Genomic DNA, 24,245 nt, shown 5'->3' with positions numbered 1-24,245 from the left:
TGAACTTTAATTTAAAGTAAGCAAGAATTACCCCTGCCTACTCCTTTTCCATATTTAAGTTTTATTCAATATAAAGTAACGCTAAACGCACTTGGTCATAGCCCATACGTGGATTAGTTGCCTCTACAATTGGGCGTAATTTAATGGCACCATCATCCGCAAAATGATCTGGGCTTTGGCGTTTTTGCAAACGTTTATAAATCTTACGGACTTCCTCTACAACCTCTTCACCTGGATGCGCAACAGAAATATCTAAGCCTTGTTCTTTATGCAACCGTCCCAAATGATTAATAATGGTGGCAGGCGTGAGTCCACGTTCCGTTGCAATATCTTCAATCTCATAACCTGACTCAAAGAGTTCACGAGTTTCATCTAAAGTTGCCGAGGCATAGTTTTGCTTACCTGCATTTCGAGCAATTTTTTTCTCATTTCGCTCAATTTCAACGTCATTCAGCGTTCCGCCACAATGGCGAATGAAAGCTTTATGTTGCACGGTTAAATCGGTTTCAGCAAAATTTGTTTCAGCTTCGGCAGATAGCTCCTGAAAACGGCGATCTGCTTTAATCGCAAGACTATCCAATTCTAAGGCTTGCATATTAAAACCCAGCAGTTTTAAACCATTTAATGATTTTAACCGTGATAATGCGACATAACCTTGTCCTTTTTCAAAGGTATGACTTAAGTTTATTTCTGCCGCCGCCAAGGTCATACCTTGGGATTTATGAATGGTAATTGCCCATGCCAGACGCAGGGGAATTTGCTGCAAACTGGCAATACTCTTCCCCGCTTCGTTATCCACTGACCATGTTTCTGGCTCAACCAATAAGACTGAACCATCAGTGAGTTTCACTTTTGGCAAAATGCCATGATCATCATCTTCTTCAAAACCAATGACTTCTCCTAAACTGCCATTGATATAACCCATGTCAAAGTTATTTTTTACAAACATCACTTTGGCATTCTTCTTCAATGTTAATGCTTCAGGCGCACGTACAGAGGATTTCAAGGTTTCAATTAATTTATCGTTACCATCACAGACCGCCATAAATTCATGACCTTTCTGCTCAATGGCATTTAAATGTTGAAAATTAATCGAATCAACGTCCATATTATGGGTGTATAAACGTGTGAAAGTCTCACCAATATCTTGTGAACGCGTTTGTTCTAATACACGTATATGCTCCGAAGTAATACTCTGACTACGAATGGCATTCAAAATATCATTAAGATAATCATTACCTTGACGATGCTGCTCGGTCAGATAGCAAACACGGAACTTGGCTTCAACCCACGCCTCAGACATAAAGCAGAATTTATCCCGATTTAGCTCTTCTTTTTTCCCAACAGGTGGCAACTGAAAAAAGTCACCTGCAACAATCACCTGAATGCCACCAAAAGCGTCATCACTTTCTTTGAAGTATTTTAAAACTTGATTGACCAAATTCAGTTGTTTTGCGTGCAACATCGAAATTTCATCAATAATTAATACCTGTGCATTTTCTAAATGTTCTTTGAGGTATTTGCGCTCTTTCATACGCTTAAGATCATCATCACTTAAGCTATCTTTAATACCAATACCTGCCCAAGTATGAATAGTCATCCCATTCATATGCGTTGCAGCAATACCTGTAGAAGCCGTAATCGCAACAGGTACCTTACGCGCTTTCAAATAATTGATGTACTGATTTAAAGTATAAGTTTTTCCTGCACCAGCCGAACCTGTAAGGAAGACATTTTCGCCAGCTTTGAGGAGCTTAAGTGCAGTTTCTTGTTTCATATGACCGATAACCAATAAATAACGGCTATAGCCTAACGAGTTTTGCGTTAAAAGTTAAGTCTGAGAAGAAACACACTCGTTTTTTCGTACATCAAATGATTAAATAACAAAAGCTTATCCATGAATTAAAAAAAAGAACCAAAATAGTTTTTGTTAATTGGTTAAATCATATGAAGTCTATTTCTGTGATGGTGAAAAATGTTCGTTAAACCATTGAATAAATTGTTCCGCAATCGTCACCAACAATTGCTCCGCTTTTTGATTATTTGGATATTCCAATTGATCAAATAGCAATTTCCCTGCCTGAATATGGCAACCCAGCGTTAAAGACTGCGCGTAATGCGGTGATGACATATGAAAAGCGACATATTCTCCCTGCATAATTCGTTCCGCATAACTCATCGCCAGGCAATGATGAAATACATTCGATTCTTCAATAATACGTTCAATTTGATGCAGTTCCTCAAAACTCCAACCTGAATATTGCAAAATGGTTTGAGGCGATACCGCATTCCAGGTATTCACAGCAAAACTCTGTTTTAAACGCGCTAAAATTTCATCTTTATGTAACTGCCGATGCCATTCTACAGCGTGGTGAAACAAACCTAGCCATGTACTATTTTTGGCAATTTCACGGTTTTCATTAAAACAATAAATCAAATAATCTCGAACATAGGCATCAAATACAGACACTCTCAAATTCTGATATCTTAAATAAAATAAAGCCCTAAACTCATTCACAGGGACATGATGCCGACGTAAGGTACGATAAAACCCCCGATTTTGGTGCGTACTTGGATGCACATAATTCAATAACTCATGGGGTAAATCTTGCACAATATGATGTAAATGCAACATATATGCCTGCATGACGCGGCTAATTTTTTTATAGACCTGCTTGACTATAGTTTCATTCTTATTGGCAACATTACGCAGTAAATTCATCCATTCATCCAAATATAAAATAGATGGACTGATGGCAATGCGCTGATCCTCAACCGTTTGCTGTTGTCCTTTCAGCACCACACTTTGATTGTTTTGGTGCTCAAACCATTGTTCTGTGGTCGCATGAATATCACAACTTTGAATGAACATCCGCGCACAGGTATGTTGAAAATATTGCAGTATTAATAAAATGATACAAGGATGAATTTGACTGGTATCGACAAAACTTAAAGCGGTAACGGCGATGCGTACATGACTGTGCTGGATGTGTGCACTTAACCAGTCAAGCACCATTGCATCTTGCTTAAACAACCAATTGACCGTTCTGGAATAGTCAAATATAGGTAAACGCGCGACTTTCTTTTGCCAGATCTGCGCATTGGGTTGCAAAAAATTCTGTTTGGCCAATAAATCATCTTTATGCCACAACTCCCGATTCATCAAGCGTACAAAGGACAAAACATGACTTTGCTGTAAGGCATAAGGTTGCAGTAATGCAAAATCCATTTGATGATCAAGCAGTTCATCTAAATTAAATTTTTGTTCAAACGTTAAAGTCGCTATCCGATACAGTGCTGAAGGTAAAAACTGCGCTGCACTGTGACAAAGCTCATCATAACAATCCATTAAGCCCTGCAACGGTAAAAAGTCTTCCCCATTCACAATGTGTAAAGCACAAAGCTGACTAAAATGTTGTTGTAATGCAGGATCCAAATCGGTTCCCATTTGTTTAGACTGGGCAAAACAAGCGTATTTCGCCATTCCGAGTACCATTAAACGCCGATCTAACAACTCAGCTTGAACCATGCTCATTTGGTTTAAACATGCAATGACACGCGTAGGTCCATCCACCCACTGATAAATTTGTTTCGCAATAAGTTCACGTAATTGCTGTGCTTTATTTTTAAGAAATAAGGAGTGTTGTTCATTCAATTGATCAGTCAAAAAACCAACATCATTCAAAAAGAAATCTTCAAGTAATTCCGCATGTTGATCTTGATCATTAAAATTGTATTGAATAAATGGGGTATGTTGGTTGTGGACTAATGCAAAAGAAATATGAAACATCTCGTTCATAATAAAAATGGTCTGCTTTTCTTGATCAATCCGAAACATATTTTCTGCATTCAGATTCCCCAAGATTTGCCACTGTTGATGCTGCATGGCGATTAAATCTGGAGAAAATCCCAGAATCAATTGAGCAATTTGACGATGTTGCGGTATTAAACGCTCTTGTTCCATACACGCCCCTCATTCTACTTTTGTATAATGCCTCTTTCTATTGTAATCAAATTTTCAAAAAATTCACCCCAAGATAGAATTCATATTTTTATATTAATTTTCAGTTATATATAAGAATAAATTTTCTCATTCAATTTATATTTCATATCTAACTACCCATATTGTTTTTTGTAAAACATTTGATGGTAGGTGTTTGGTAGGTAGGTTTAAAACTGTCTTCGTTAAATACTCAAGCCACGGTGAGGGTCACCGCTTAGAACATAACAATGGTAGAAGGAATCGCACCATGGCTTTTAAAAATATTGCAGATCAAACAAACGGTTTTTACATTCCATGTGTTTCACTCTTTGGTCCAGGCTGTGCTAAAGAAATTGGAACCAAAGCACAAAATTTAGGTGCTAAAAAAGCACTGATTGTTACCGATGCAGGTTTATTTAAATTTGGTGTAGCAGACACTATTGCGAGCTATCTCAAAGATGCGGGTGTCGACAGTCATATCTTCCCGGGCGCAGAACCAAACCCAACAGATATTAATGTCCATAACGGCGTACAAGCATATAACGACCATGCATGTGACTTTATTGTTTCATTGGGTGGTGGCTCCTCACATGACTGTGCAAAAGGTGTTGGTCTGGTAACAGCAGGTGGCGGTCATATTCGTGATTATGAAGGCATTGATAAAAGCTCTGTCCCAATGACTCCCCTGATTGCAGTAAATACAACTGCTGGTACAGCATCTGAAATGACGCGCTTCTGTATTATTACCAATACAGACACACATGTAAAAATGGCAATTGTCGATTGGCGCTGTACTCCACTGATTGCAATTGATGACCCTAAACTCATGATTGCAAAACCAGCAAGCTTAACCGCTGCTACAGGTATGGATGCATTGACTCATGCTGTAGAAGCCTATGTTTCTACTGCTGCAAATCCAATTACCGATGCATGTGCGGAAAAAGCCATTTCAATGATCAGTGAATGGTTACGCCCAGCGGTTGCGAATGGTGAAAACCTTGAAGCTCGTGATGCGATGAGCTATGCACAGTATCTTGCAGGTATGGCATTCAACAATGCCTCTTTAGGTTATGTGCATGCGATGGCACACCAATTAGGCGGTTTCTACAACCTGCCACATGGTGTATGTAATGCAGTATTACTACCACATGTTTGCGAATTTAACTTAATTGCATGCCCTGACCGTTATGCACGTATTGCAGAACTTATGGGCGTTAACACCACTGGATTTACCGTGACCGAAGCTGCCTATGCTGCGATTGATGCAATCCGTGAGTTGTCATCTTCTATCGGTATTCCATCAAGCCTAGCTGAACTCGGTGTGAAAGAGCAAGATTTAGGTATTATGTCTGAAAATGCTCAAAAAGATGCTTGTATGTTAACCAACCCACGTAAAGCTACTCATGCTCAAGTGGTTGATATTTTCAAAGCAGCATTAAAAAGTGGTGCTGAAGTTGTAGATTTTAAAGCAGCGGTGTAAGTCTCTCCAATCTCTTACTTTTTGCTTTTGGCAACCCAGTTCTGTTTGAATCGGGCATGGAATGTAACCAATGTTGACTAACCATTGGCTACATTCTAGATTCTTAACAGAAGAAGGCACTGGGTTGCATTTTTTTATTTTACAATCAATTCAATTTGACAAATGTTCCAACATCATCAAGGATTAAACCATAATAAATCTTGATGAGTATAAAAATGACATCGCTCAAAATTCCTACCACCTATCAAGCCGATGTTCTGGGGCCAGATTATCAACAGCTTGTGCTTGAATTCCCCGATGATTATGAAGGCAAAGTCGTTGCGACTTTAGTCCGCAAAAAAAATACTCAAACTACCACCAAAGCAATTTTGTACATTCATGGTTTTATTGATTATTTCTTTCAAACCGAAATGGCAGATCAGTTCAATCAGCAGGGTTTTGATTTTTACGCACTGGATTTACGCAAATATGGACGTTCCCGTTTAGGGCATCAACAACTCTATAATGTACGTGATTTAAGTGAATATGATGCAGAAATTAATAAAGCGTTAGAAATTATTCAAGCTGAAGGTCATGATGCTGTGTTGTTAAGCGGGCACTCAACGGGTGGACTCATTTGTACCCTATTTGCAGCCCATCACCCGCAGCATTCATTGATTAAGGGGCTATGGGCAAACAGTCCTTTTTATGATTTCAACATGAGCGAGTTTGAAAAAAATAAAGCGTTACCACAACTCAGCAAACTAGGTCGATTGCTTCCGAATCTCACTATTCCAAGCGGTCTGAATAAATGGTACGTCCCTAGCCTACATTGTCACTATCACGGTGAATGGAAGTTTAACCTTGAGTGGAAACAACCAAGCTACAAGATGGTAAAACTCAGCTTTGTGCGAGCCATCTATGAAGCTCAAAAAGAGATTCACGCAGGCGTAACACTCACTATTCCCACTATAGTTATGCATTCACATCAAACCACGAACCCGAAAAAATGGGGGATTGAAGCTCAGACCAGTGACGTGATTTTAAATGTTAATGATATTCAAAAATACGCCGAGAAAATGATTGGGGATATCAGCATTCAAACCATTGAAAATGGTTTGCACGATTTGGTTTTATCCGCACCTAAAGTTCGTGAACAGGTTTATCAGCACTTATTTGCTTGGATAAAAGAGAAAGGGATCTGAATTAAAAATCCTCTCTATCCTTAAATTTCAACAGTGTTTGATGAACAGGATGTGTCTTAGGCATCAGTTCAATCAAACGCTCTACCGCATCTATTGCTTCTGGAAAATGCGCCACATGTTTAAGTAACACATCAGTTTCATTGGCTTTAAAAATGGCATCACTTAAACGCGACTCCAAACAATCCCGCCAAGCACATAAAAATGGACTTTCGGTTTTCGCCAAGAACACGCCTGTATACAGCTTTAATGCGGTTTCTAAATATCCAGCGTCTAAAGCTTGCTCTGCCTGTAAAAAATCCGCATCGACATTGACCAACAAACGGTAAGGTCTTGAGCCTAACATGCCTCCCAAAATATCACGAAGTTGTGACATTTCTGCCTTTAGTGTTCCCACACTGACCTTACGCTCCCCATAAAGTGCTTGATGCAAAGTATCTAAGGTTAGCCCTTGAGGACACAAAGCCAAGATCGCCAGAATCTCAATTTGACGTGGAGTCAGTACTAACGTCTTGCCATTGAACAAAATTTGCGGCACAGCAAATGCACGAATAAATAACTGTTGCTTTTGATGTTCCAATAAGGCGGATTGAATAATCGAGGCACAACGCTCAGCAGCTAAAAGCCCCAAACTATTGTGGTTTTTCCATGTGGTTGATAAATCAATGACCCCTAAGACTTGCTTTGAATAAGGGTCAATTATCGGTGCCGCATAACACACCCAATCTTGTATTGAAGTCATGTAATGCTCATTAGAGAACACACAACTCGATTGCTGGGTTTTTAACGACAATGCTAATGCATTGGTACCAACCAACTCTTCTCGCCACTGCCCACCTTCAACAAAGTGTACACTTTCAGCCGCACTCTGCATTTGATGGCTCGATGCCGACCACACAATAGTACTACCGATATCACCCACAGCAATCACCATGGAAGATTGCTGAGCAATATGTTTGAGATCTTCAGTGCAAAGTTGTAAGGCATGCTCTAAGGCGCCATTTAAACCACGACGATGCTGATGATTAATTGGCGCTGCCATACGGTCTTTAGGAATCGCTGCCGAGGCTGAACGCTGCCATGAGCTTGCAATACTTTGCCCTAATTGTTCTGCATGTAACGGCGAAAGGCTACTACTTTGGCGGAACTGATCAATCCGTTGTCTTTTTTCTACTAATGTTTGCTTATTCATCATTGCTTTCTCTCAACAACTAATGATTCGACGTCCTGTACTTAACTGTTTTTGTAAGCATTTGTCGTCCTGTTGTAAACCTTCAACTTTCCAACCTTTCTCCAACCTTATGCTAGTTATGCTAAACAAATAATGTACTGATGTACCTTATACCAAAGCTGTAGAAGCTGAGATAAACAACAAGCAAAGGAAATTATATATGCGTTACGTCGATCCTAATCAACCTGGTTCTAAGGTTCAATTTAAAGCACAATACGAAAACTTTATTGGTGGACAATGGGTACCACCTGTTAAAGGAGAATACTTCGAAAACATCTCGCCTGTCGATGGCAAAGTATTCACCAAAATTCCTCGCTCAACGGTTGAAGATATCGAACTTGCGCTTGATGCAGCGCACAAAGCTAAGGCTCAATGGAACAAATCCTCTCCTACAACGCGTTCAAATCTGTTACTTAAAATTGCAGATCGTTTAGAACAAAATCTTGAATTACTGGCAGTTGCAGAAACTTGGGACAATGGTAAACCTGTCCGTGAAACACTTGCGGCAGATATCCCTCTAGCAATTGATCACTTCCGTTATTTTGCAGGTTGTATTCGTGCACAAGAAGGCGGAATTTCTGAGATTGATGAAGATACAATTGCTTACCATTTCCATGAACCATTGGGTGTAGTGGGTCAAATTATCCCATGGAACTTCCCAATTCTTATGGCGGCATGGAAACTTGCTCCAGCATTGGCAGCAGGCAACTGTATTGTTCTTAAGCCGGCTGAACAAACCCCTGTCGGTATTTTATTGGTTGCTGAATTAATTCAAGACCTACTACCAGAAGGTATTTTGAATATCGTTAATGGTTTTGGTGCCGAAGTAGGTCGTCCGCTTGCAACTAGCCCACGTATTGCAAAAATTGCATTCACAGGTTCTACGCAAGTGGGCCAGTTGATTATGCAATATGCGACTGAAAACATTATTCCTGTAACGCTGGAACTTGGTGGTAAATCTCCAAACATTTTCTTTGAAGATGTAATGGATCGTGAAGATGACTACCTAGACAAAGCACTTGAAGGTTTTGCAATGTTTGCCTTGAACCAAGGCGAAGTTTGTACGTGCCCTTCACGCGCTCTCGTTCAAGAAAGCATTGCAGACAAATTCCTCGAAAAAGCCATTGAACGTGTTAAGCGTATTAAAACAGGTCACCCTTTAGACACAGAAACCATGATTGGTGCTCAGGCATCTCAAGAGCAGCAAGACAAAATCTTGGGTTGTATTGCAACAGGTCGTGGTGAAGGTGCGGAAGTTCTGACTGGTGGTGGTGCTCGTCACGAAGTTGGTAGTGGTTTCTACATTGAACCAACCATCTTCAAAGGCAACAACAGCATGAAAGTTTTCCAAGAAGAAATTTTTGGACCTGTATTGTCTGTAACAACCTTCAAAGACTTTGATGATGCCATCAAAATTGCCAATGACACCATTTATGGCTTAGGTGCAGGTGTATGGTCACGTTCAGCACACACTTCTTATCGTGCAGGTCGTGCGATTGAAGCAGGTCGTGTATGGACTAACTGCTACCACATCTACCCTGCGCACGCGGCATTCGGTGGTTACAAAAAATCAGGTATTGGTCGTGAGAACCACAAAATGATGCTTGATCATTACCAACAAACTAAAAACTTGTTAGTGAGCTATTCGACTAAGCCTGCTGGTTTCTTCTAATTCTCATATAAGACCTATTTCCTTTGCAAGAAAACTGAAAACAGCGAACCAAGGTTCGCTGTTTTCATATTCGAATCTACTATTAACTGTTTTATCCACAATAAGTGAGAACAATCTTTTGATTTGATTCAAATTTGGGTTGTTCTTTAAATAAAATCATCAAACAAAAATCAGCCCTATTCCTAACTAGCCAAATCCATCTAATTCCTCTCTAACCACCAGTATTGTAAATAACTCAGTACTGTGCCAACTCGTTGGTGCTATTAGCCTTGCGCGTGGCATGGCAGATGAAACCATACAAAAACAAGTGATCGAATCCAGCAAGGCATTTTTAAAAGCAAGCCTTGCTGTTTAAATTTTATTACTTACGCAACTTTATTATTTTGGTATATATTCAAAACCATTTCGTTTATTCATCACAATTCAAAGCGTATGAAAACAACAGCTCCCGATTTTCCAAAAACCATTTATGCGATTCAACATCTTGCTTTTGAAGACCTTGGTGCTCTAGAAGATACTTTTTACCAACTTGGCTTTCGTGTGAGATACGTAGAGGCAGGTGTTGATGACCTGCGTAAAGCCCTAGAACATGAAGGACTCACTGTAATTTTAGGCGGCCCAATTGGGGTTTATGAAACGGAAGATTACCCATTTTTAAAGCAAGAAATTGAACTATTACAACAGCGCTTAGCACGTAATTTGCCAACGCTCGGCATTTGTTTAGGTGCACAACTGATTGCTCATGCATTAGGTGCCAAAGTCTATACTGGCACACAAAAAGAAATTGGCTGGAGCACTTTAGAAATCCATCCGATAGCACAGAATCCTCTCACAGGCCTAGCTGATACGCCAGTTTTACATTGGCATGGTGATACTTTTGATTTACCGCAAAATGCAGAACTTCTGGCAAGTTCTGCACTATATCCAAATCAAGCATTTAAAATAGGTAACAATATTCTGGCACTACAATTTCATGTTGAAGTTGCTGCGGATGCAATGGAAAAATGGCTGATTGGTCATACCTGCGAATTACGCAATGCAAAAATTGACATTCCAAGCCTACGTGCGGATAACCAACGTTTTGCACCCACTTTAGAACAAAATGCACCGCAAGTGCTTGAGTTTTTTATGCAACATATTGAGTAAAACGGTTAGATCAAATCGATCCTCTATTACTCCAAGAATTAACGGACATAAAAAAGGCACTCAATCCGAGTGCCTTTTACTTTCCCGAAGAAATCGTGGGGAGATTATTTCTTCGCAGGAACTGATGCTTCGGTGGTGATATTTACAGTGATTTTATCACCCACATTAGGAACGTATGCGCCGACACCAAATGCAGAACGGTCGAATGAGGTTGTAGCATTAAAACCAATCGACTGTAGCTTCGTCATTGGATGCTCACCCTGTTTGTTCAATACTGCATCAAGCACAACAGGTTTAGTCACATCTTTAACTGTTAAGTTACCTATGATTTTATATTTATTGCTACCTAAAGCTTCAACTTTAGTACTTTTAAACGTGATGTTTGGGTAATTGATTGCATCAAAGAATTCAGCTTTTTTCAAATGCTCATCTAATGCAGCCACATTGGTATTTAAACTTGCCAATGGAATAGTCACATTCACTGAAGAATTCGCAGGCTTGTCATTATCTATATTAATTGTGCCTTGAATATTACTAAAGTTTGCAGATGGTGTAGAAAAACCAAAGTGGCTCCAAGAAAATACGGTTGCCGTGTGTGTTGGATCAATTTGATATGCAACAGGTTTTGCTATAGAGAATGTTGCAACTGAAGCAACTGCCAAACCCAAAGTTAATGTTTTTAAGTTCATGTGATTGTATCTCGTTTCAGAATGATTATTAGTGTATACCTTTCAAATTATAATTCACTGTTATGAATAAGACGATATGTTTCAAATTTAGAACAGTTTAAAGGATTAATATTAATATGAATTTTAGTAGAACGATTGCAACAGATTACACATTAAATTAATCACTTTTATTTCAGCATCTTTCAAATAACCGTTGGTCTACTACTTCGGAATATGCAACCCTAAGAATTTTAGCCGTGAGATCCATTTCAGGCTTAGTTTTATCTGCTTTTATTGTTGTGACTTAGGAACCTTAAAACCATAAAAAACGCCTCTTATTAGAGGCGTTTTTTAGAAATGACCGATTAAGCTGTCAATTCTTTTACTGCATTTACAACTGCTTCAGTCGTAATACCAAAGAACTGGAACAAGTCTTTCGCAGGTGCAGATTCACCATAAGTCGTCATACCAATTACACGACCATCAAGACCTACAAACTTCCACCAGTAATCAACATGCGCAGCTTCCACTGCAACACGTGCACGGATGTGAGCTGGTAATACAGCTTCACGGTAAGCAGCATCTTGCTTCATGAACTCTTCAGCACATGGCATAGAAACCACACGCACACCTTCTAATTGTGCATAGGCTTCCATCGCCAATGACACTTCAGAACCGGTTGCAATAATAATTGCTTTTAATTCACCTTTTTCTTCAGCAAGCACATAACCACCTTTTGCCACGTTCTCAATTTGTGCTTGAGTACGTGTTTGGAATGGTAAGTTTTGACGAGAGAAAATTAACGCAGAAGGACCGTCTTTACGTACAAGAGCAGATTTCCAAGACACCGCTGCTTCAACTGTGTCACATGGACGCCATGTATTTAAGTTTGGTGTACCACGTAAAGAGGCAATTTGTTCAACTGGTTGGTGTGTAGGACCATCTTCACCTAAACCAATAGAGTCATGTGTATAAACATGAATGACACGTTGTTTCATCAGTGCAGACATACGGACTGCATTACGTGCATATTCCATAAACATCAGGAATGTTGCAACGTAAGGAATAAAACCACCGTGCAATGCAACACCATTTGCCATTGCAGTCATACCAAACTCACGTACGCCATAGTGTACGTAGTTACCTGCTGGGTTATCTTGAACGCCTTGGCAACCTTTCCAAAGTGTTAAGTTAGAACCCGCTAAGTCGGCAGAACCACCCAATAATTCAGGCAATAATGGACCAAATGCTTGTAATGTATTTTGACTTGCTTTACGAGTCGCAATGGTTTCTGCTTTAGCATTAGTTTCTGCAATGAACGCATCTGCTTGAGCAATAAATTCAGCAGGTAAGTCACCTTCAATGCGACGTAATAATTCAGCCGCTTCTGTAGGGTACTTCGCTTGATATTGAGCAAATACCGCATTCCAAGCTGCTTCAGACTCAGCACCTTTCGCTTTTGCATCCCATGCAGCATAAACATCAGCAGGAATTTCAAATGGACCTTCTGTCCAGCCTAAAGCTTCACGCGTTAATGCAATTTCATCATTGCCTAACGGTGCACCATGGCAATCTTCTTTACCTTGTTTGTTTGGAGAACCTAAACCAATAATTGTTTTACAAATAATAATCGTTGGTTTTTGCGTTTCTGCTTTTGCTTCCAAAGTTGCAGCACGCAATGCATCAGTATCGTGACCATCAACACGAAGTACTTGCCAACCATAAGATTTGAAACGTTGCTCTGTATCGTCAGAGAACCAACCTTCAACTTCACCATCAATTGAAATACCATTGTCGTCATAGTAAGCAATTAACTTACCTAGACCCAAAGTGCCTGCAAGTGAACACACTTCGTGCGAAACACCTTCCATTAAGCAGCCATCACCCAAGAAACAGTAGGTGAAGTGGTCAACAACATTCAGGTCTTCTTTGTTAAATTGAGCAGCTAAAGTTTTTTCAGCAAGCGCAAAGCCTACAGCATTGGCAATACCCTGACCCAATGGACCAGTTGTGGTTTCAATGCCAGGTGCATAACCTAATTCTGGGTGACCCGGTGTTTTAGAGTGTAGTTGACGGAATGCTTTTAAATCTTCAATTGAAAGCTCATAACCCGTTAAATGTAACAATGCATACTGAAGCATTGAACCATGACCATTTGACAATACGAAACGGTCGCGGTTCGCCCATTGTGGGTTAGTCGGATTGTGATTTAAAAATTCACGCCAAACGACATCTGCAATATCTGCCATCCCCATTGGTGCACCTGGATGTCCTGAGTTGGCTTTTTGCACAGCATCCATAGCCAATACACGAATTGCATTTGCAATACGACGTTCGTTCAAAGGGGTTGTCATAGATCAGAGTCCAATTAAAACAATTTAAGAAGATGAATATCACATTCAATAGTGCGCCTATTGTCTTAAAAAAAGCGGGATGGGTAAAGCCTTATACACAATTTTTCCCTATTAATTGCTACTTATGTGGACTTGAATGAATAGAAATTTTAGGATTTTAATTTAAGCGACCAAGCAATCTTTCTTTTTTATCATTTATATCAATTGCTACACGCTGCAATACATTTCAAATTATCTTTATCTCTGTAAAAACTCAGCCCGAAATTTAAAGATGTACATCAACTCTATCTTCACACCTTACATGGCATCCATTTCATATCAGATATTTGAAAATTAATAATAAATTTAAGTTCGTACTGGCAACCCTTCATACAAATAAAAGCATCAAGGACGCTGCACTAAATAGCGTTATAGATCTTGTCATGATCATTTTTATCTAACAATAAAACCTGTATTGCATACACCCACATCTACATTCTGTAGTCTATTTTCTTTAAATATAACTACCCCTCGCATCCTGCATGAGAATAAATAAAAAGCCCCCAGAACAATATAAAACAAGAGATTTTTATGAGATTAATTCCACTTTTGCCATCGTGCTATTGATGTTCACAGGCAATGCCATGACTAAAGAACAAACAACCGTAAATAACAATGCAGATAAATTGGCGGATGATCCGACCAAAGTCACCACCAAGTTAGGTGTGTCTTATGCCAATAATTTTGATTTTAACGATGATAATTATTCCTTTTCTGGCTCATATGCTTTAGGTCAGGCATCCAAACTCAATGTACAGACAAACTGTGATGCCCGTGAATGGAAAATTGATGATTCATGGCTATTCCCTGTGGGCAGTGTGAATTTCAACTTTGGCAAAAGCGAGTACACCAATGGCGCGAACTAGACCAACTACAGTATTGGCACTTTTATACACCTAAACCATTTTGGTATTCAGCCTGCTGGTATTTAAATTTTTCCAACAGCAGGTTATACCTACAATGATGGTGACACCACCCACCCCAAAAAGGAAATTGCGCAAATCTGTCAGCTTTTCTGGCATGCCAAATGCAGAAAGTGGCTTTAGCACGGTGGAGGTTTCTAGAAGCCGTGGTTATTTAGATGAGTTTGCTTTAAAACCATTTATACTAAAGTGAACGATGATGGGTTTTGCCATGGGAAGCTATAGTTCTGAAAACATTGCAGACGAAAACTACAAAGGCTACTTTGCCAGTTTGGGTCTTGGTTATTTAGTGCCAAAGTGCCATTCATTTAATGCCATAGCCTTCATGATGGATAACAACACCCATTTGGACAGCCCCGATGAACGCTTAATTTTATCCTACACCTATCAGTTTAATTAATTTGAATGACCTCACCTAGCACTCACTCCAATAAATTGCTCAAAATTAGCTTTCGTTTTATCGGCATCCATTTAAACCTATTTTATCGACAAAATTGTTTCAATCCCAATAAGCAACACGCATCACAGATCTATAGAAACATGATTCAATCCTTGGATGAATTTATGAAAATTTTGTTTGTGTTCGATAAAATTTGCTTCAAATTATTTAATTCACGTACACCAGATATTTCAAACTAAAACAATTAATCGCTGCTTTATCAGTTTTATAGATGCTTATATCAAATAAAAAGTCATTGAATTGAAATAAATTCATCCTTTTTTACACAAGTTGAGCTAGTCCTAAAGTCGAACTCGATGTAACATATTGCGTCTTTAAAATTAACTGTGATAGGACTTATGCGCGAGTACGCTGTATTTACTTCGGAATCTGTAAGCGAAGGCCATCCAGATAAAATGGCTGATCAGATCAGTGATGCTATCTTGGATGCAATCTTAAAAGAAGACCCATATGCGCGGGTTGCTTGTGAAACGCTTGTAAAAACGGGTGCTGTCGTACTTGCTGGCGAAATCACAACAACTGCAAACATTGATGTCGAAGCTATTGTACGCCAAACCGTAAACGGTATTGGCTACCACCATTCAGACTTAGGTTTTGATGGTTCAACTTGTGCAGTCATTAACATGATTGGTAAACAGTCCCCTGAAATTGCTCAGGGTGTTGACCGTCAAAAGCCTGAAGATCAAGGTGCAGGTGACCAAGGTTTAATGTTTGGTTATGCAAGCCGTGAGACAGATGTGCTTATGCCTGCTCCTATTTCATACGCTCATCGCCTAATGGAAAAGCAAGCTGAGTTACGTCGTAATGGCTCACTTCCATGGTTACGTCCAGATGCAAAAAGCCAAGTAACCTTTGCTTATGAAAATGGTAAACCTGTACGTTTAGATGCAGTTGTATTATCAACACAACACGACCCTGAAATTTCACAAGCCAACTTAAAAGAAGCTGTGATTGAAGAAATCGTGAAAAAAATTATTCCTGCGGAGATGTTCCATGCAGGCACCAAGTTCCATATCAACCCAACAGGGATGTTTGTAATTGGTGGTCCAGTAGGTGACTGTGGTTTAACAGGTCGTAAAATCATTGTAGATACTTACGGTGGTATGGCGCGTCACGGTGGTGGTGCTTTCTCTGGTAAAGACCCATCTAAAGTTGACCGTTCTGCTGCATATGCTGGTCGTTATGTTGCCAAAAATATTGTGGCTGCTGGCTTAGCAGATAAATGTGAAATTCAAGTGTCTTACGCAATCGGTGTTGCTGAGCCTACTTCTATTTCAATCAATACATTTAACACGGGCAAAGTGCCTGATGAACTGATTATTCAATTGGTTCGTGAACACTTCGACCTACGCCCATACGGCATTACCCGTATGCTTGACCTGATTCAACCTATGTACAAGCAAACTGCTGCATATGGTCACTTCGGTCGCCAAGGTTCTGATACCGCATTTACTTGGGAAAAAACAGACAAAGTTGAAGCACTTAAGTCTTCTGCTGGTCTCTAATATTTTTCTAGTCTGTAAGAAAGCTCACTTCGGCGAGCTTTTTTTATGACTATTCCAAAATAATTTCTCATAACAAAATATTTCAAACGTATTTTCGATCTGAAGTTTAATTGCAAAAAACTACTCATATTTAACGTAAAATAATATGTTATTAATCTTATATTTAATCTGAAATATAACGAGTAATCGCCACTTTAATTTAACCTTTTCCCCTATATTAAACCTGCCAAAGTAATTACACATCAGCATAGAAATTAGGCAAAAAAGAGCATATAAATAAAAAAATAGGTTTTTGCCCTTTAAAAAAATTTGCCTATCCCTATTAAATATTTATATGTTTACAGGAGTTGTCTCGTGAAAAAGGTTGTGAAAGCAAAAAATTTAATCGCATTTCGTATTTGGTTAGAAAAATTAGGTTATTCAGTAAAAAGCCTTGCTGATGACCGTGGTTTTACTTTTAGTTTTAAAAAAGAATATGGCTTAGTCACTTGTGATTTGGCAGGAAATTCATTAGCCATGCAATTAGGCGAAGAGTTTGAAGACCATTTAAAAGCATAAAGAAATAAGAAAACCTGTAAGTCGTACACGATATTCACCGTTGATCGAGTTGCTCTTTCTATATATTTAAGCCCTACGGGGCTTTTTTTATTTGCTGCTTTAAACCATAGTCAAACAGTCATATTCGCAAACTAAAGTGCAACAGATGTAATCTAACCCTCTACACCCACCACCTTCATGTTCGGAAAATCTAAATTCATTTACCTAAATTGCTTAACTAGTTTTAAACATCAACTTTTCTACAGGCGAAAAAAAACAAGGCTTTAACCTTGCTTTATTCTTCCCAGTTCACTAAGTGGTGGGGGCGAAGAGACTCGAACTCTTACACCTTGCGGCGCTGGAACCTAAATCCAGTGCGTCTACCAATTTCGCCACGCCCCCATACTGGGTTTCACATAAAGTGAATAAATTTGGCAGAGGATCAAGGACTCGAACCTTGACGAACGGTTTTGGAGACCGTCATGCTACCATTACACCAATCCTCTGTTACCTAAACATCATCAACTGATGATTAAGTGGTGGGGGCGAAGAGACTCGAACTCTTACACCTTGCGGCGCTGGAACCTAAATCCAGTGCGTCTACCAATTTCGCCACGCCCCCGATGGCTGTGTATATTATAGAGATCACTCCCCTCTGACAAGTCCTTTTTATGAAAAAACATCTTGTTTGATTAAATATAAAACAAAAATCACTTTTATGTATTTTTCTTAAACAATTTCAGATACTAAGGCGTGTTTTATTGCACAAATATTGTCAAATCTAGCCTCTTTATGCTTTGCCAACATCTTCAAAAGAAGTGATTGAAAACCTAATAATTTCTCTGGTAGCTCAATCTGCAACCGCTGACAATGTAAATACGCCCAATCTGTATAACTTTTCGCACTTAATCTCTGCCCAGACAGCCATTCATAAAAAATAATGCCTAAAGCATAAATATCGGTTTGTATTGTTTTCACTTCACCATGAAATAATTCTGGCGCCATATAACGTGGCGTTGCATTCATTTCAGTTTTCACTTGTTGGGTCATGGATTGCACCTGCTCAAAGTCAATCAGTTTGACTTGCCCATGATATTCAACAAAATGCTCCTGTTTTAAATCAGCATGTATCCACCCTGCTTCATGTAGCACTTGCATGACATCTAACGCACGCAATAAATGGTGCTGAATACTTGCAATCGGCAATGTATGAGCACTCACTGTAAAGTATGGCACTGCGTGAGGCAAAATGAGCATCTGCGCTAAGGATTGCTCGATTTCAATATCTACCGCCCTAGATGCTAGAAATGCTTTAGACACGATTTCACCAGGTAATGTAATACTGGATAGCAAAGTAGATTTCATGCACTTTTGATAAAAAGCCAACTCGTGTTGAAATCCTTGTTGGTAGTCGCAATGCCCTTGCTTCATCTGCATTTTTAACCAATAAGCATTTTGCTGATCTTGAAAATAATAAAGCCTGCGTCCATATCGCAGGCTGGTAGGCTTGGTTTTTAATTCCAAACAATTTATATGATTAAAATTAGGCAGTATTAACTTGGACATGTGCTTGTCGATGCAATTGCTGATAATTTAGAAGCTCTAAGGCATGCTGAATCGTTTTCCCAATTCGGGCATGAGTTTCAATGCTGGAAATTTTGGGCCATGTGGCACGTTCACCTTCACGCTGTAACAACTTAAATAAGTGCGGACGAGGGTTTTGAAGCATATAGCTATAATGACGCAGACTATACCGACCAATAATATTGACATCACCATAATAGCGCTGATCCACCACACCATAGCCATGATCAAGCAAACGACGTACTGAAGGTACTTTCCCTACCCGTTCACGGGTAAAATCCATTACGCCCTTGGCAATGACTTTACCTTGACGACGAATAATACGTGCTGGCCAACTCAACATATCACGTCTGAACCGAGAAACATCATCCTGCATAAATGGCACAATATGTGGGTTAACCTGACTTGCGATACTGTAATTTAGATTATAAAGGCGTGCCATTTTCTGTTGCGGGAAATCGCTCCGTACACTGCCATCCACCCAACGCGTGGTTGCCATGTATGGCGTAAGTTCGCCATCATAGCGTTTACTGGTGAGCTTAACAGGCGGAAATAAAATAGGAACCGCACAGGAAGCCAATACCGCACTCCACACCAATAAATCAGGTGAAGTATAGGTATTCATAATACGCGCTTCCTGTGACGCATCGTAAGGTGCTACCGCAACATTGATATATAACCCTGACTGTTTGAATGCTTCATCAAAAGTGACATTGCCTAAATTTTCAACGAGGAATTTTTTCAAATACTTTACATCGGCAACACCACCGTTGCCTTTTAATAAGTCACCCAACTTACGAAAATGGAAGGCTTCGCTAAAAAAGTTCTCGCCATTTAATATTTTCGAAATATTCTCAGGGTTTGAGACACCAAGCATAGCGGTCATAATTGCACCCGCGCTTGAACCTGACAGCACTTTAGGCATTAAATCCTGCTCAAGTAAGGCTTTACACACTCCAGTGTGGAACAAACCTAAGGTTGCACCTCCCGAGAACATCAGCGCTGGCTGCCCATAGGCTTTTTCACAATGTTTAAAGAAATCCATTTTCTCTTGATGAGAAAGACACTCGCAAGCGTCCGAAGCAATAAACGCTAAGCTCGCGCTCATTTCTTCAATATAGTCCTCAATAATGGTTTTCGTACCCACATACGTAGCAGAAAAGAGCATTGGGTGCGCAATATTGGCAATATCGTAAGTTAACCCCTCGCGTAACAAATACATTAAGTCACGCGTCCGATGCTGATAGCGATAGCGTTTTAATAATTTCAAACGATACGAAATCATTTCCGCATCAAAATAAGGGGAACAATTATCATATTTCCACTCTTGCGCCCCCGACTCTTGGTCAATTTTAAGCGCGATACTTTTCCACTCCGCGTAGCTTTCCGCATGCTCCAATTGGCGTTTTAACTTTTTTATACGATAGGCTTGGTGTGGATTCATATCCTGTATGAATTCTTGAAATAACATAGCTTCCCTCAAAACACCTGCGCTTAAATATACTGACTTAAAATCTTTATCATTCAATCTTAAAATTTGGCGAAATCGAAGCATGATTCGATTAGCATTCATTGACATAATACTATACAGTCTAAAACCAAGGCTGATGTTGGTCTTATTTGCTACTTTATCGTAATTATAAGCTGAATGACTATGGCAACCATTGAATTACCTGACACCATTTTACAATCCCTATCTCAAGTTCTTGCTCAATTACATCAAACACTTCCCACATTAAAACAAGAACCTGACTTTTCTGCTCCAGCATTTAAGTGGCAAAACCAACAACTGATTCCCATTTTCCACCCAAAAAAAATTGATTTAGACGACCTAAAAGGGATTGAACGTCAAAAAGCCAAAGTTATTCAAAATACGCTGCAATTTTTAAATGGATTACCTGCAAACGATGTATTGCTGACTGGCTCACGCGGCACAGGCAAGTCTTCTATTGTTCGCGCTTTATTGAGCCAATATCAAGATCAAGGCTTGCGTTTAATTGAAATTGAACGTGATGATTTATCAGAATTACCCGAAATTCAAAAAATTATTCAGAACCGCCCTGAAAAGTTCATCGTCTATTGTGATGATTTAGCATTTAACGCAGAAGATGAAAACTACCGAAGTTTAAAAAGTGTATTAGATGGCTCATTACAGTCTGGCTCAAGTAATTTTATTATTTACGCCACCAGTAACCGTCGTCATTTACTGCCTGAGTTTATGCATGAAAATACGCCTGTAACACGGGTTGATGTGCCTCAATATACTGAACTACACCCACAGGAAGCAATTGAAGAAAAAATTTCCTTGTCTGATCGCTTTGGCTTGTGGTTGTCGTTTTACCCTATGGATCAGGCACTTTACTTAGAAATCGTTGAACACTATTTAGCAAAGTCGAATATGCCAATGTCCGATGAAACTCGCGCAGAAGCATTGAGATGGTGTCAGGCACGTGGACAACGTTCTGGGCGTGCAGCGTATCAATTCTCAAAACATTGGGTAGGTTCGCAGCAGTTACAGCAACTCTAATTTTTTATCACTATATTAAATTTATGAAAAAGCTCAATCGTCTCAAATTGAGCTTTTTCATTCGATTTAGTTTATTGTCTTATAAATGGAAAAATATTTGTGCATTAGCGAAATCTATAATTATTGCATTTCATCAAGTACCAATTGGGCTTGGGCATGACCATTATTCGCGGCTTTTGAATACCATTCTTTTGCCAATACAGTGTTTTTGACAACGCCATAGCCGTTGTCATACATAGTCCCTAGGCTTATATTGAGCGCTCATATCCTCCTGATCAGCCGCCTTTCTATACCATTTAACTGCTTCCTCATAGTTTTGAAGTACACCTTGACCAACCTGATAAAGTGTTCCCAAATTATACTGGGCATTTGTATGCCCTCGATTAGCAAATATTGATGTGTACATAAAGATTACAAATTTGGTAAAAGTTGGACTAATAGCAAGTAATATAGGTAAAACAGTTACTTTAAATAAAATATTTTTAATACTCATTTGTTTAACATTTAAACATCGTTAATTTAATCTAGTTGATTATAAGCAAAATTTAAATAACTCTTATAAAATTGATAGTTATCTAAATATTAACTCACTCACAACATACTTAACTCACCACCAATACATCACATGAAAAATTATTCATATTTTAGATCATCTACTTCTTCTCAACAGTGCTCTCATTTTCAACACACTCGATAGATCAAAAAACATACTTAAACTTAATAATACTAGGTAAATCAAGGCTTAGAACCCCTAATTTTATCCGCAATTTCTGTGGATAACCCTAGGGGTAAGTGTATTACAACTCTGTACACTTCTGCTTACACCTATTCAGGCAGATAATCTCCATACCATTCCTCACAAGATTTATATTATGAAGTCATAGAGAACAGGATGTTCCAAACCTCAAAACAACAATGATAAAGTCAGTACTAGGACGTGAAGTACGACAGGAGTTATACCGAATACTCGATACGAAAAAGCCCGACGAGATGTCGGGCTTTTTTATGGTAATGCAATTTAATTAAGACGACTTAAATGTCCGCAGGATTACTTAACTCTGTCATTGGCCAGCGAGGAGTCGTCGTCACTGCCAAACCATCTTGCTGCCCTGCTTTTAAACGCTGATAGCCTGCAAATGCGATCATGGCACCATTATCAGTACAAAGTGCAGGCTCAGCATAATAAACCTGAGCGCGAACTTTGGCTAAATCTGCTTCCAAACGTTCACGTAAACGCTTATTCGCACTTACACCCCCCGCAATCACTAAACGTTTTAAACCTGTTTGTTTTAATGCTTTGACAGATTTTTTAACTAAAGTGTCCACAATGGCTTCTTGGAAACTCGCAGCAATATCAGCATCACGGTTTTCATCACCTAATTTTTTCATTTGTACAGATACGGCTGTCTTTAAACCACTAAATGAAAATTCCAAGCCTTGATGCAACATTGGGCGAGGGAAAGCAAATGCGTTAGGATCGCCTTGCTCTGCAAGTTTAGAAATATTTGGACCACCTGGATATGGTAACCCCATCATTTTCGCGACTTTATCAAAGGCTTCACCCGCAGCATCATCAATCGATTCACCAAGTAATTCATATTGCCCAATGCCATAAGCTGCCATTAACTGCGAATGTCCACCAGACACAAGTAATGCAACAAATGGAAACTGTGGTGGTGTTGCTGATAGCAAAGGTGCCAACATATGCCCTTCCATATGATGCACACCAATAGCAGGTTTATTTAAAGCAAAAGCCAAAGTTCGACCAAACAAAGCGCCTGTCATGAGCGCGCCCATTAATCCTGGTCCACGTGTATACGCGACCGCGTCAATTTCAGATTTTTTAACACCACTGTCCGAAAGCAATTGATTTAATAATGGAATCAATTTGCGTACATGGTCACGCGAAGCCAGCTCTGGTACGACGCCACCATATTCTGCATGCAGCTTAATCTGACTATACAAAACTTGACCGCGTAAGCCGTTTTCACTGTCATACAGTGCTAAACCTGTTTCATCACAAGATGTTTCTAAGCCTAAAACGATCATTAAACTGCCTATAACCTGTATCAAATCTATTGCGTGAACCATTATAGACTTGTGGTATGAGATGTAAATGAGTAAAATACTGACCTTCACTTGTGATCAGGGCAATGTCGCCCAGATCTTATCCATAACTTAATGAGGATTCTTCATGCCACAAGTTAAATTGAAAGAAGGCGAACCAGTAGACGTAGCTATCCGTCGTTTCAAACGTTCATGCGAAAAAGCGGGTGTTTTAGCTGACGTTCGTAAGCGCGAATTCTACGAGAAACCAACTCAAGAACGTAAGCGCAAAAAAGCTGCTGCTGTTAAACGCTACCAAAAGAAATTGGCGCGTGAATCAGTACGTACTACTCGCCTTTACTAAGATTAATTTGTGATTGACTGCCTGGATTAAATAATGACTACTTTAAAAAACCAAATAACTGAAGTTTTGAAAGCCACTATGCGTGCTAAAGAAATGGATAAGTTAACGGTAATTCGTGGTCTACAGGCGGCAATTAAGCAAATCGAAGTCGATGAGCGCAAAGAACTTGACGACACTCAAGTTCTTGCGGTCATTGAAAAACAAATTAAACAACGTAAAGAATCGATCAAAGCCTTTGAAGGCGCTGGTCGAGAAGATTTAGCTAGTAAGGAACAAGCCGAACTTGAGGTTTTATCTCAATTTCTACCAGAAGCTATGACTGAGGAAGAACTTGATTCCATGATTGCGCAAACGATTGCAGCGCAAGAAGCTACTAGCATGAAAGATATGGGTAAGGTGATGAATTCTCTGCGTCCGCTCATAGCCGGGCGCGCCGATCCTTCTCAAGTTTCAGCAAAAATTAAAGCAAAACTGGCTTAATCTTTCACAATATTCTTTCTTTATCGTTGAACTGCCTTAACAATAAGACAGTTCTTAGATAACCGC

At 39.4% G+C, this 24,245-nt stretch carries 21 protein-coding genes and 3 tRNA genes; 11 read left to right on the top strand and 13 right to left on the bottom strand.

The features are described from left to right. Positions 1-61: 61 nt before the first annotated feature. Entirely contained in the window at positions 62-1,777 is a 1,716-nt protein-coding gene (locus DCO44_RS01905; RefSeq protein ID WP_116758934.1) for an AAA family ATPase, read from the bottom strand. 177 nt (positions 1,778-1,954) lie between these two features. Then, on the bottom strand, positions 1,955-3,964 hold the full coding sequence (locus tag DCO44_RS01900) for a hypothetical protein (RefSeq protein WP_116758933.1): 2,010 nt from the start codon (positions 3,962-3,964) through the stop codon (positions 1,955-1,957). A gap of 286 nt (positions 3,965-4,250) precedes the next feature. On the opposite strand from DCO44_RS01900, the gene mdh reads away from it, so the two are divergent. Next, positions 4,251-5,462, top strand: a complete 1,212-nt coding sequence (mdh, locus tag DCO44_RS01895) for an iron-dependent methanol dehydrogenase (protein WP_116758932.1) — start codon at positions 4,251-4,253, stop codon at positions 5,460-5,462. A gap of 215 nt (positions 5,463-5,677) precedes the next feature. After that, positions 5,678-6,646, top strand: coding sequence for an alpha/beta hydrolase (locus tag DCO44_RS01890; protein WP_116758931.1), 969 nt, complete (start codon positions 5,678-5,680; stop codon positions 6,644-6,646). Between the two features lies 1 nt (position 6,647). Here the strand turns inward: DCO44_RS01890 and DCO44_RS01885 are convergent, their stop codons facing one another. After that, entirely contained in the window at positions 6,648-7,838 is a 1,191-nt protein-coding gene (locus DCO44_RS01885) for a transcriptional regulator (protein ID WP_116758930.1), read from the bottom strand. 196 nt (positions 7,839-8,034) lie between these two features. Here DCO44_RS01885 and DCO44_RS01880 point away from each other — a divergent pair, with 196 nt between their 5' ends. Together DCO44_RS01880 and DCO44_RS01875 are read left to right on the top strand one after the other, a co-directional pair. Continuing rightward, positions 8,035-9,546 (top strand): aldehyde dehydrogenase family protein, encoded by a 1,512-nt coding sequence (locus tag DCO44_RS01880; RefSeq protein ID WP_116758929.1) that lies wholly within the window; start codon positions 8,035-8,037, stop codon positions 9,544-9,546. Positions 9,547-9,978: 432 nt separating this feature from the next. After that, positions 9,979-10,692: a glutamine amidotransferase gene (locus DCO44_RS01875; protein ID WP_116758928.1), complete on the top strand. Its 714-nt coding sequence runs from the start codon at positions 9,979-9,981 to the stop codon at positions 10,690-10,692. A 104-nt stretch (positions 10,693-10,796) separates the two neighbouring features. On the opposite strand, the gene DCO44_RS01870 is transcribed toward DCO44_RS01875, so the two are convergent. After that, on the bottom strand, positions 10,797-11,381 hold the full coding sequence (locus DCO44_RS01870) for a YceI family protein (protein ID WP_116758927.1): 585 nt from the start codon (positions 11,379-11,381) through the stop codon (positions 10,797-10,799). A gap of 344 nt (positions 11,382-11,725) precedes the next feature. Then, complete coding sequence (gene tkt, locus DCO44_RS01865; RefSeq protein WP_116758926.1) at positions 11,726-13,714, bottom strand: transketolase; 1,989 nt, start codon at positions 13,712-13,714, stop codon at positions 11,726-11,728. Between the two features lie 623 nt (positions 13,715-14,337). Here tkt and DCO44_RS16730 point away from each other — a divergent pair. The 4 genes from DCO44_RS16730 (at position 14,338) to DCO44_RS01850 (ending at position 17,199) form a co-directional block, all read left to right on the top strand. Continuing rightward, positions 14,338-14,619, top strand: coding sequence for a hypothetical protein (locus DCO44_RS16730; protein ID WP_213066304.1), 282 nt, complete (start codon positions 14,338-14,340; stop codon positions 14,617-14,619). Between the two features lie 268 nt (positions 14,620-14,887). Beyond that, the gene (locus tag DCO44_RS16725; RefSeq protein WP_213066303.1) at positions 14,888-15,076 is read left to right on the top strand and encodes a hypothetical protein; all 189 of its coding nucleotides are present in this window, start codon (positions 14,888-14,890) and stop codon (positions 15,074-15,076) included. A 398-nt stretch (positions 15,077-15,474) separates the two neighbouring features. Then, positions 15,475-16,641: a methionine adenosyltransferase gene (gene metK, locus DCO44_RS01855; RefSeq protein WP_116758925.1), complete on the top strand. Its 1,167-nt coding sequence runs from the start codon at positions 15,475-15,477 to the stop codon at positions 16,639-16,641. Positions 16,642-16,995: 354 nt separating this feature from the next. Continuing rightward, positions 16,996-17,199: a hypothetical protein gene (locus DCO44_RS01850; protein WP_016167644.1), complete on the top strand. Its 204-nt coding sequence runs from the start codon at positions 16,996-16,998 to the stop codon at positions 17,197-17,199. A gap of 296 nt (positions 17,200-17,495) precedes the next feature. Here the strand turns inward: DCO44_RS01850 and DCO44_RS01845 are convergent. The 5 genes from DCO44_RS01845 to DCO44_RS01825 all read right to left on the bottom strand — a co-directional run bounded on the left by DCO44_RS01845 (position 17,496) and on the right by DCO44_RS01825 (position 20,233). After that, positions 17,496-17,580 (bottom strand) — tRNA-Leu (locus DCO44_RS01845). Positions 17,581-17,610: 30 nt separating this feature from the next. Continuing rightward, positions 17,611-17,684, bottom strand: a tRNA-Trp gene (locus DCO44_RS01840). A gap of 31 nt (positions 17,685-17,715) precedes the next feature. After that, positions 17,716-17,800, bottom strand: a tRNA-Leu gene (locus DCO44_RS01835). A 107-nt stretch (positions 17,801-17,907) separates the two neighbouring features. After that, positions 17,908-18,615: a serine/threonine protein kinase gene (locus DCO44_RS01830; RefSeq protein WP_228157489.1), complete on the bottom strand. Its 708-nt coding sequence runs from the start codon at positions 18,613-18,615 to the stop codon at positions 17,908-17,910. 106 nt (positions 18,616-18,721) lie between these two features. Further along, positions 18,722-20,233, bottom strand: a complete 1,512-nt coding sequence (locus tag DCO44_RS01825) for a DUF3336 domain-containing protein (protein WP_116758923.1) — start codon at positions 20,231-20,233, stop codon at positions 18,722-18,724. A 183-nt stretch (positions 20,234-20,416) separates the two neighbouring features. Between DCO44_RS01825 and DCO44_RS01820 the strand changes: the two genes are divergently transcribed. Beyond that, positions 20,417-21,289 carry an ATP-binding protein gene (locus DCO44_RS01820; RefSeq protein ID WP_116758922.1) on the top strand — a complete coding sequence of 291 codons (873 nt, stop codon included), beginning with the start codon at positions 20,417-20,419 and terminating at the stop codon, positions 21,287-21,289. A gap of 120 nt (positions 21,290-21,409) precedes the next feature. Here DCO44_RS01820 and DCO44_RS01815 read toward each other — a convergent pair whose 3' ends face one another. The 3 genes from DCO44_RS01815 to tsaD form a co-directional block, all read right to left on the bottom strand. Beyond that, complete coding sequence (locus DCO44_RS01815) at positions 21,410-21,526, bottom strand: SEL1-like repeat protein (RefSeq protein ID WP_116758921.1); 117 nt, start codon at positions 21,524-21,526, stop codon at positions 21,410-21,412. After that, the gene (locus tag DCO44_RS01810) at positions 21,519-21,782 is read right to left on the bottom strand and encodes a tetratricopeptide repeat protein (protein ID WP_116758920.1); all 264 of its coding nucleotides are present in this window, start codon (positions 21,780-21,782) and stop codon (positions 21,519-21,521) included. Before DCO44_RS01810 ends, DCO44_RS01815 begins: the two co-directional genes overlap by 8 nt. Before the next feature lie 539 nt (positions 21,783-22,321). After that, positions 22,322-23,338: a tRNA (adenosine(37)-N6)-threonylcarbamoyltransferase complex transferase subunit TsaD gene (tsaD, locus tag DCO44_RS01805; protein WP_116758919.1), complete on the bottom strand. Its 1,017-nt coding sequence runs from the start codon at positions 23,336-23,338 to the stop codon at positions 22,322-22,324. A gap of 145 nt (positions 23,339-23,483) precedes the next feature. On the opposite strand from tsaD, the gene rpsU reads away from it, so the two are divergent. Together rpsU and DCO44_RS01795 are read left to right on the top strand one after the other, a co-directional pair. Continuing rightward, positions 23,484-23,699: a 30S ribosomal protein S21 gene (gene rpsU / locus DCO44_RS01800; protein WP_001136722.1), complete on the top strand. Its 216-nt coding sequence runs from the start codon at positions 23,484-23,486 to the stop codon at positions 23,697-23,699. Positions 23,700-23,732: 33 nt separating this feature from the next. Then, the gene (locus tag DCO44_RS01795; RefSeq protein WP_116758918.1) at positions 23,733-24,179 is read left to right on the top strand and encodes a GatB/YqeY domain-containing protein; all 447 of its coding nucleotides are present in this window, start codon (positions 23,733-23,735) and stop codon (positions 24,177-24,179) included. The last annotated feature ends 66 nt before the right edge of the window (positions 24,180-24,245 follow it).

The sequence above is a fragment of the Acinetobacter sp. AM genome, assembly GCF_003105055.1.
Lineage (GTDB): Bacteria > Pseudomonadota > Gammaproteobacteria > Pseudomonadales > Moraxellaceae > Acinetobacter > Acinetobacter tibetensis.
Note: the sequence above shows the minus strand (reverse complement) of the source record. Positions and strands in the feature narration are given on the sequence as shown.

Coding starts and splice junctions, on each gene's coding strand:
- DCO44_RS01905 (WP_116758934.1), bottom strand. CDS start 1,777: ATGAAACAAGAAACTGCACTTAAGCTCCTCAAAGCTGGCGAAAATGTC.
- DCO44_RS01900 (WP_116758933.1), bottom strand. CDS start 3,964: ATGGAACAAGAGCGTTTAATACCGCAACATCGTCAAATTGCTCAATTG.
- mdh (WP_116758932.1), top strand. CDS start 4,251: ATGGCTTTTAAAAATATTGCAGATCAAACAAACGGTTTTTACATTCCA.
- DCO44_RS01890 (WP_116758931.1), top strand. CDS start 5,678: ATGACATCGCTCAAAATTCCTACCACCTATCAAGCCGATGTTCTGGGG.
- DCO44_RS01885 (WP_116758930.1), bottom strand. CDS start 7,838: ATGATGAATAAGCAAACATTAGTAGAAAAAAGACAACGGATTGATCAG.
- DCO44_RS01880 (WP_116758929.1), top strand. CDS start 8,035: ATGCGTTACGTCGATCCTAATCAACCTGGTTCTAAGGTTCAATTTAAA.
- DCO44_RS01875 (WP_116758928.1), top strand. CDS start 9,979: ATGAAAACAACAGCTCCCGATTTTCCAAAAACCATTTATGCGATTCAA.
- DCO44_RS01870 (WP_116758927.1), bottom strand. CDS start 11,381: ATGAACTTAAAAACATTAACTTTGGGTTTGGCAGTTGCTTCAGTTGCA.
- tkt (WP_116758926.1), bottom strand. CDS start 13,714: ATGACAACCCCTTTGAACGAACGTCGTATTGCAAATGCAATTCGTGTA.
- DCO44_RS16730 (WP_213066304.1), top strand. CDS start 14,338: ATGACTAAAGAACAAACAACCGTAAATAACAATGCAGATAAATTGGCG.
- DCO44_RS16725 (WP_213066303.1), top strand. CDS start 14,888: ATGGGAAGCTATAGTTCTGAAAACATTGCAGACGAAAACTACAAAGGC.
- metK (WP_116758925.1), top strand. CDS start 15,475: ATGCGCGAGTACGCTGTATTTACTTCGGAATCTGTAAGCGAAGGCCAT.
- DCO44_RS01830 (WP_228157489.1), bottom strand. CDS start 18,615: ATGCAGATGAAGCAAGGGCATTGCGACTACCAACAAGGATTTCAACAC.
- DCO44_RS01825 (WP_116758923.1), bottom strand. CDS start 20,233: ATGTTATTTCAAGAATTCATACAGGATATGAATCCACACCAAGCCTAT.
- DCO44_RS01820 (WP_116758922.1), top strand. CDS start 20,417: ATGGCAACCATTGAATTACCTGACACCATTTTACAATCCCTATCTCAA.
- DCO44_RS01815 (WP_116758921.1), bottom strand. CDS start 21,526: ATGTATGACAACGGCTATGGCGTTGTCAAAAACACTGTATTGGCAAAA.
- DCO44_RS01810 (WP_116758920.1), bottom strand. CDS start 21,782: ATGAGTATTAAAAATATTTTATTTAAAGTAACTGTTTTACCTATATTA.
- tsaD (WP_116758919.1), bottom strand. CDS start 23,338: ATGATCGTTTTAGGCTTAGAAACATCTTGTGATGAAACAGGTTTAGCA.
- rpsU (WP_001136722.1), top strand. CDS start 23,484: ATGCCACAAGTTAAATTGAAAGAAGGCGAACCAGTAGACGTAGCTATC.
- DCO44_RS01795 (WP_116758918.1), top strand. CDS start 23,733: ATGACTACTTTAAAAAACCAAATAACTGAAGTTTTGAAAGCCACTATG.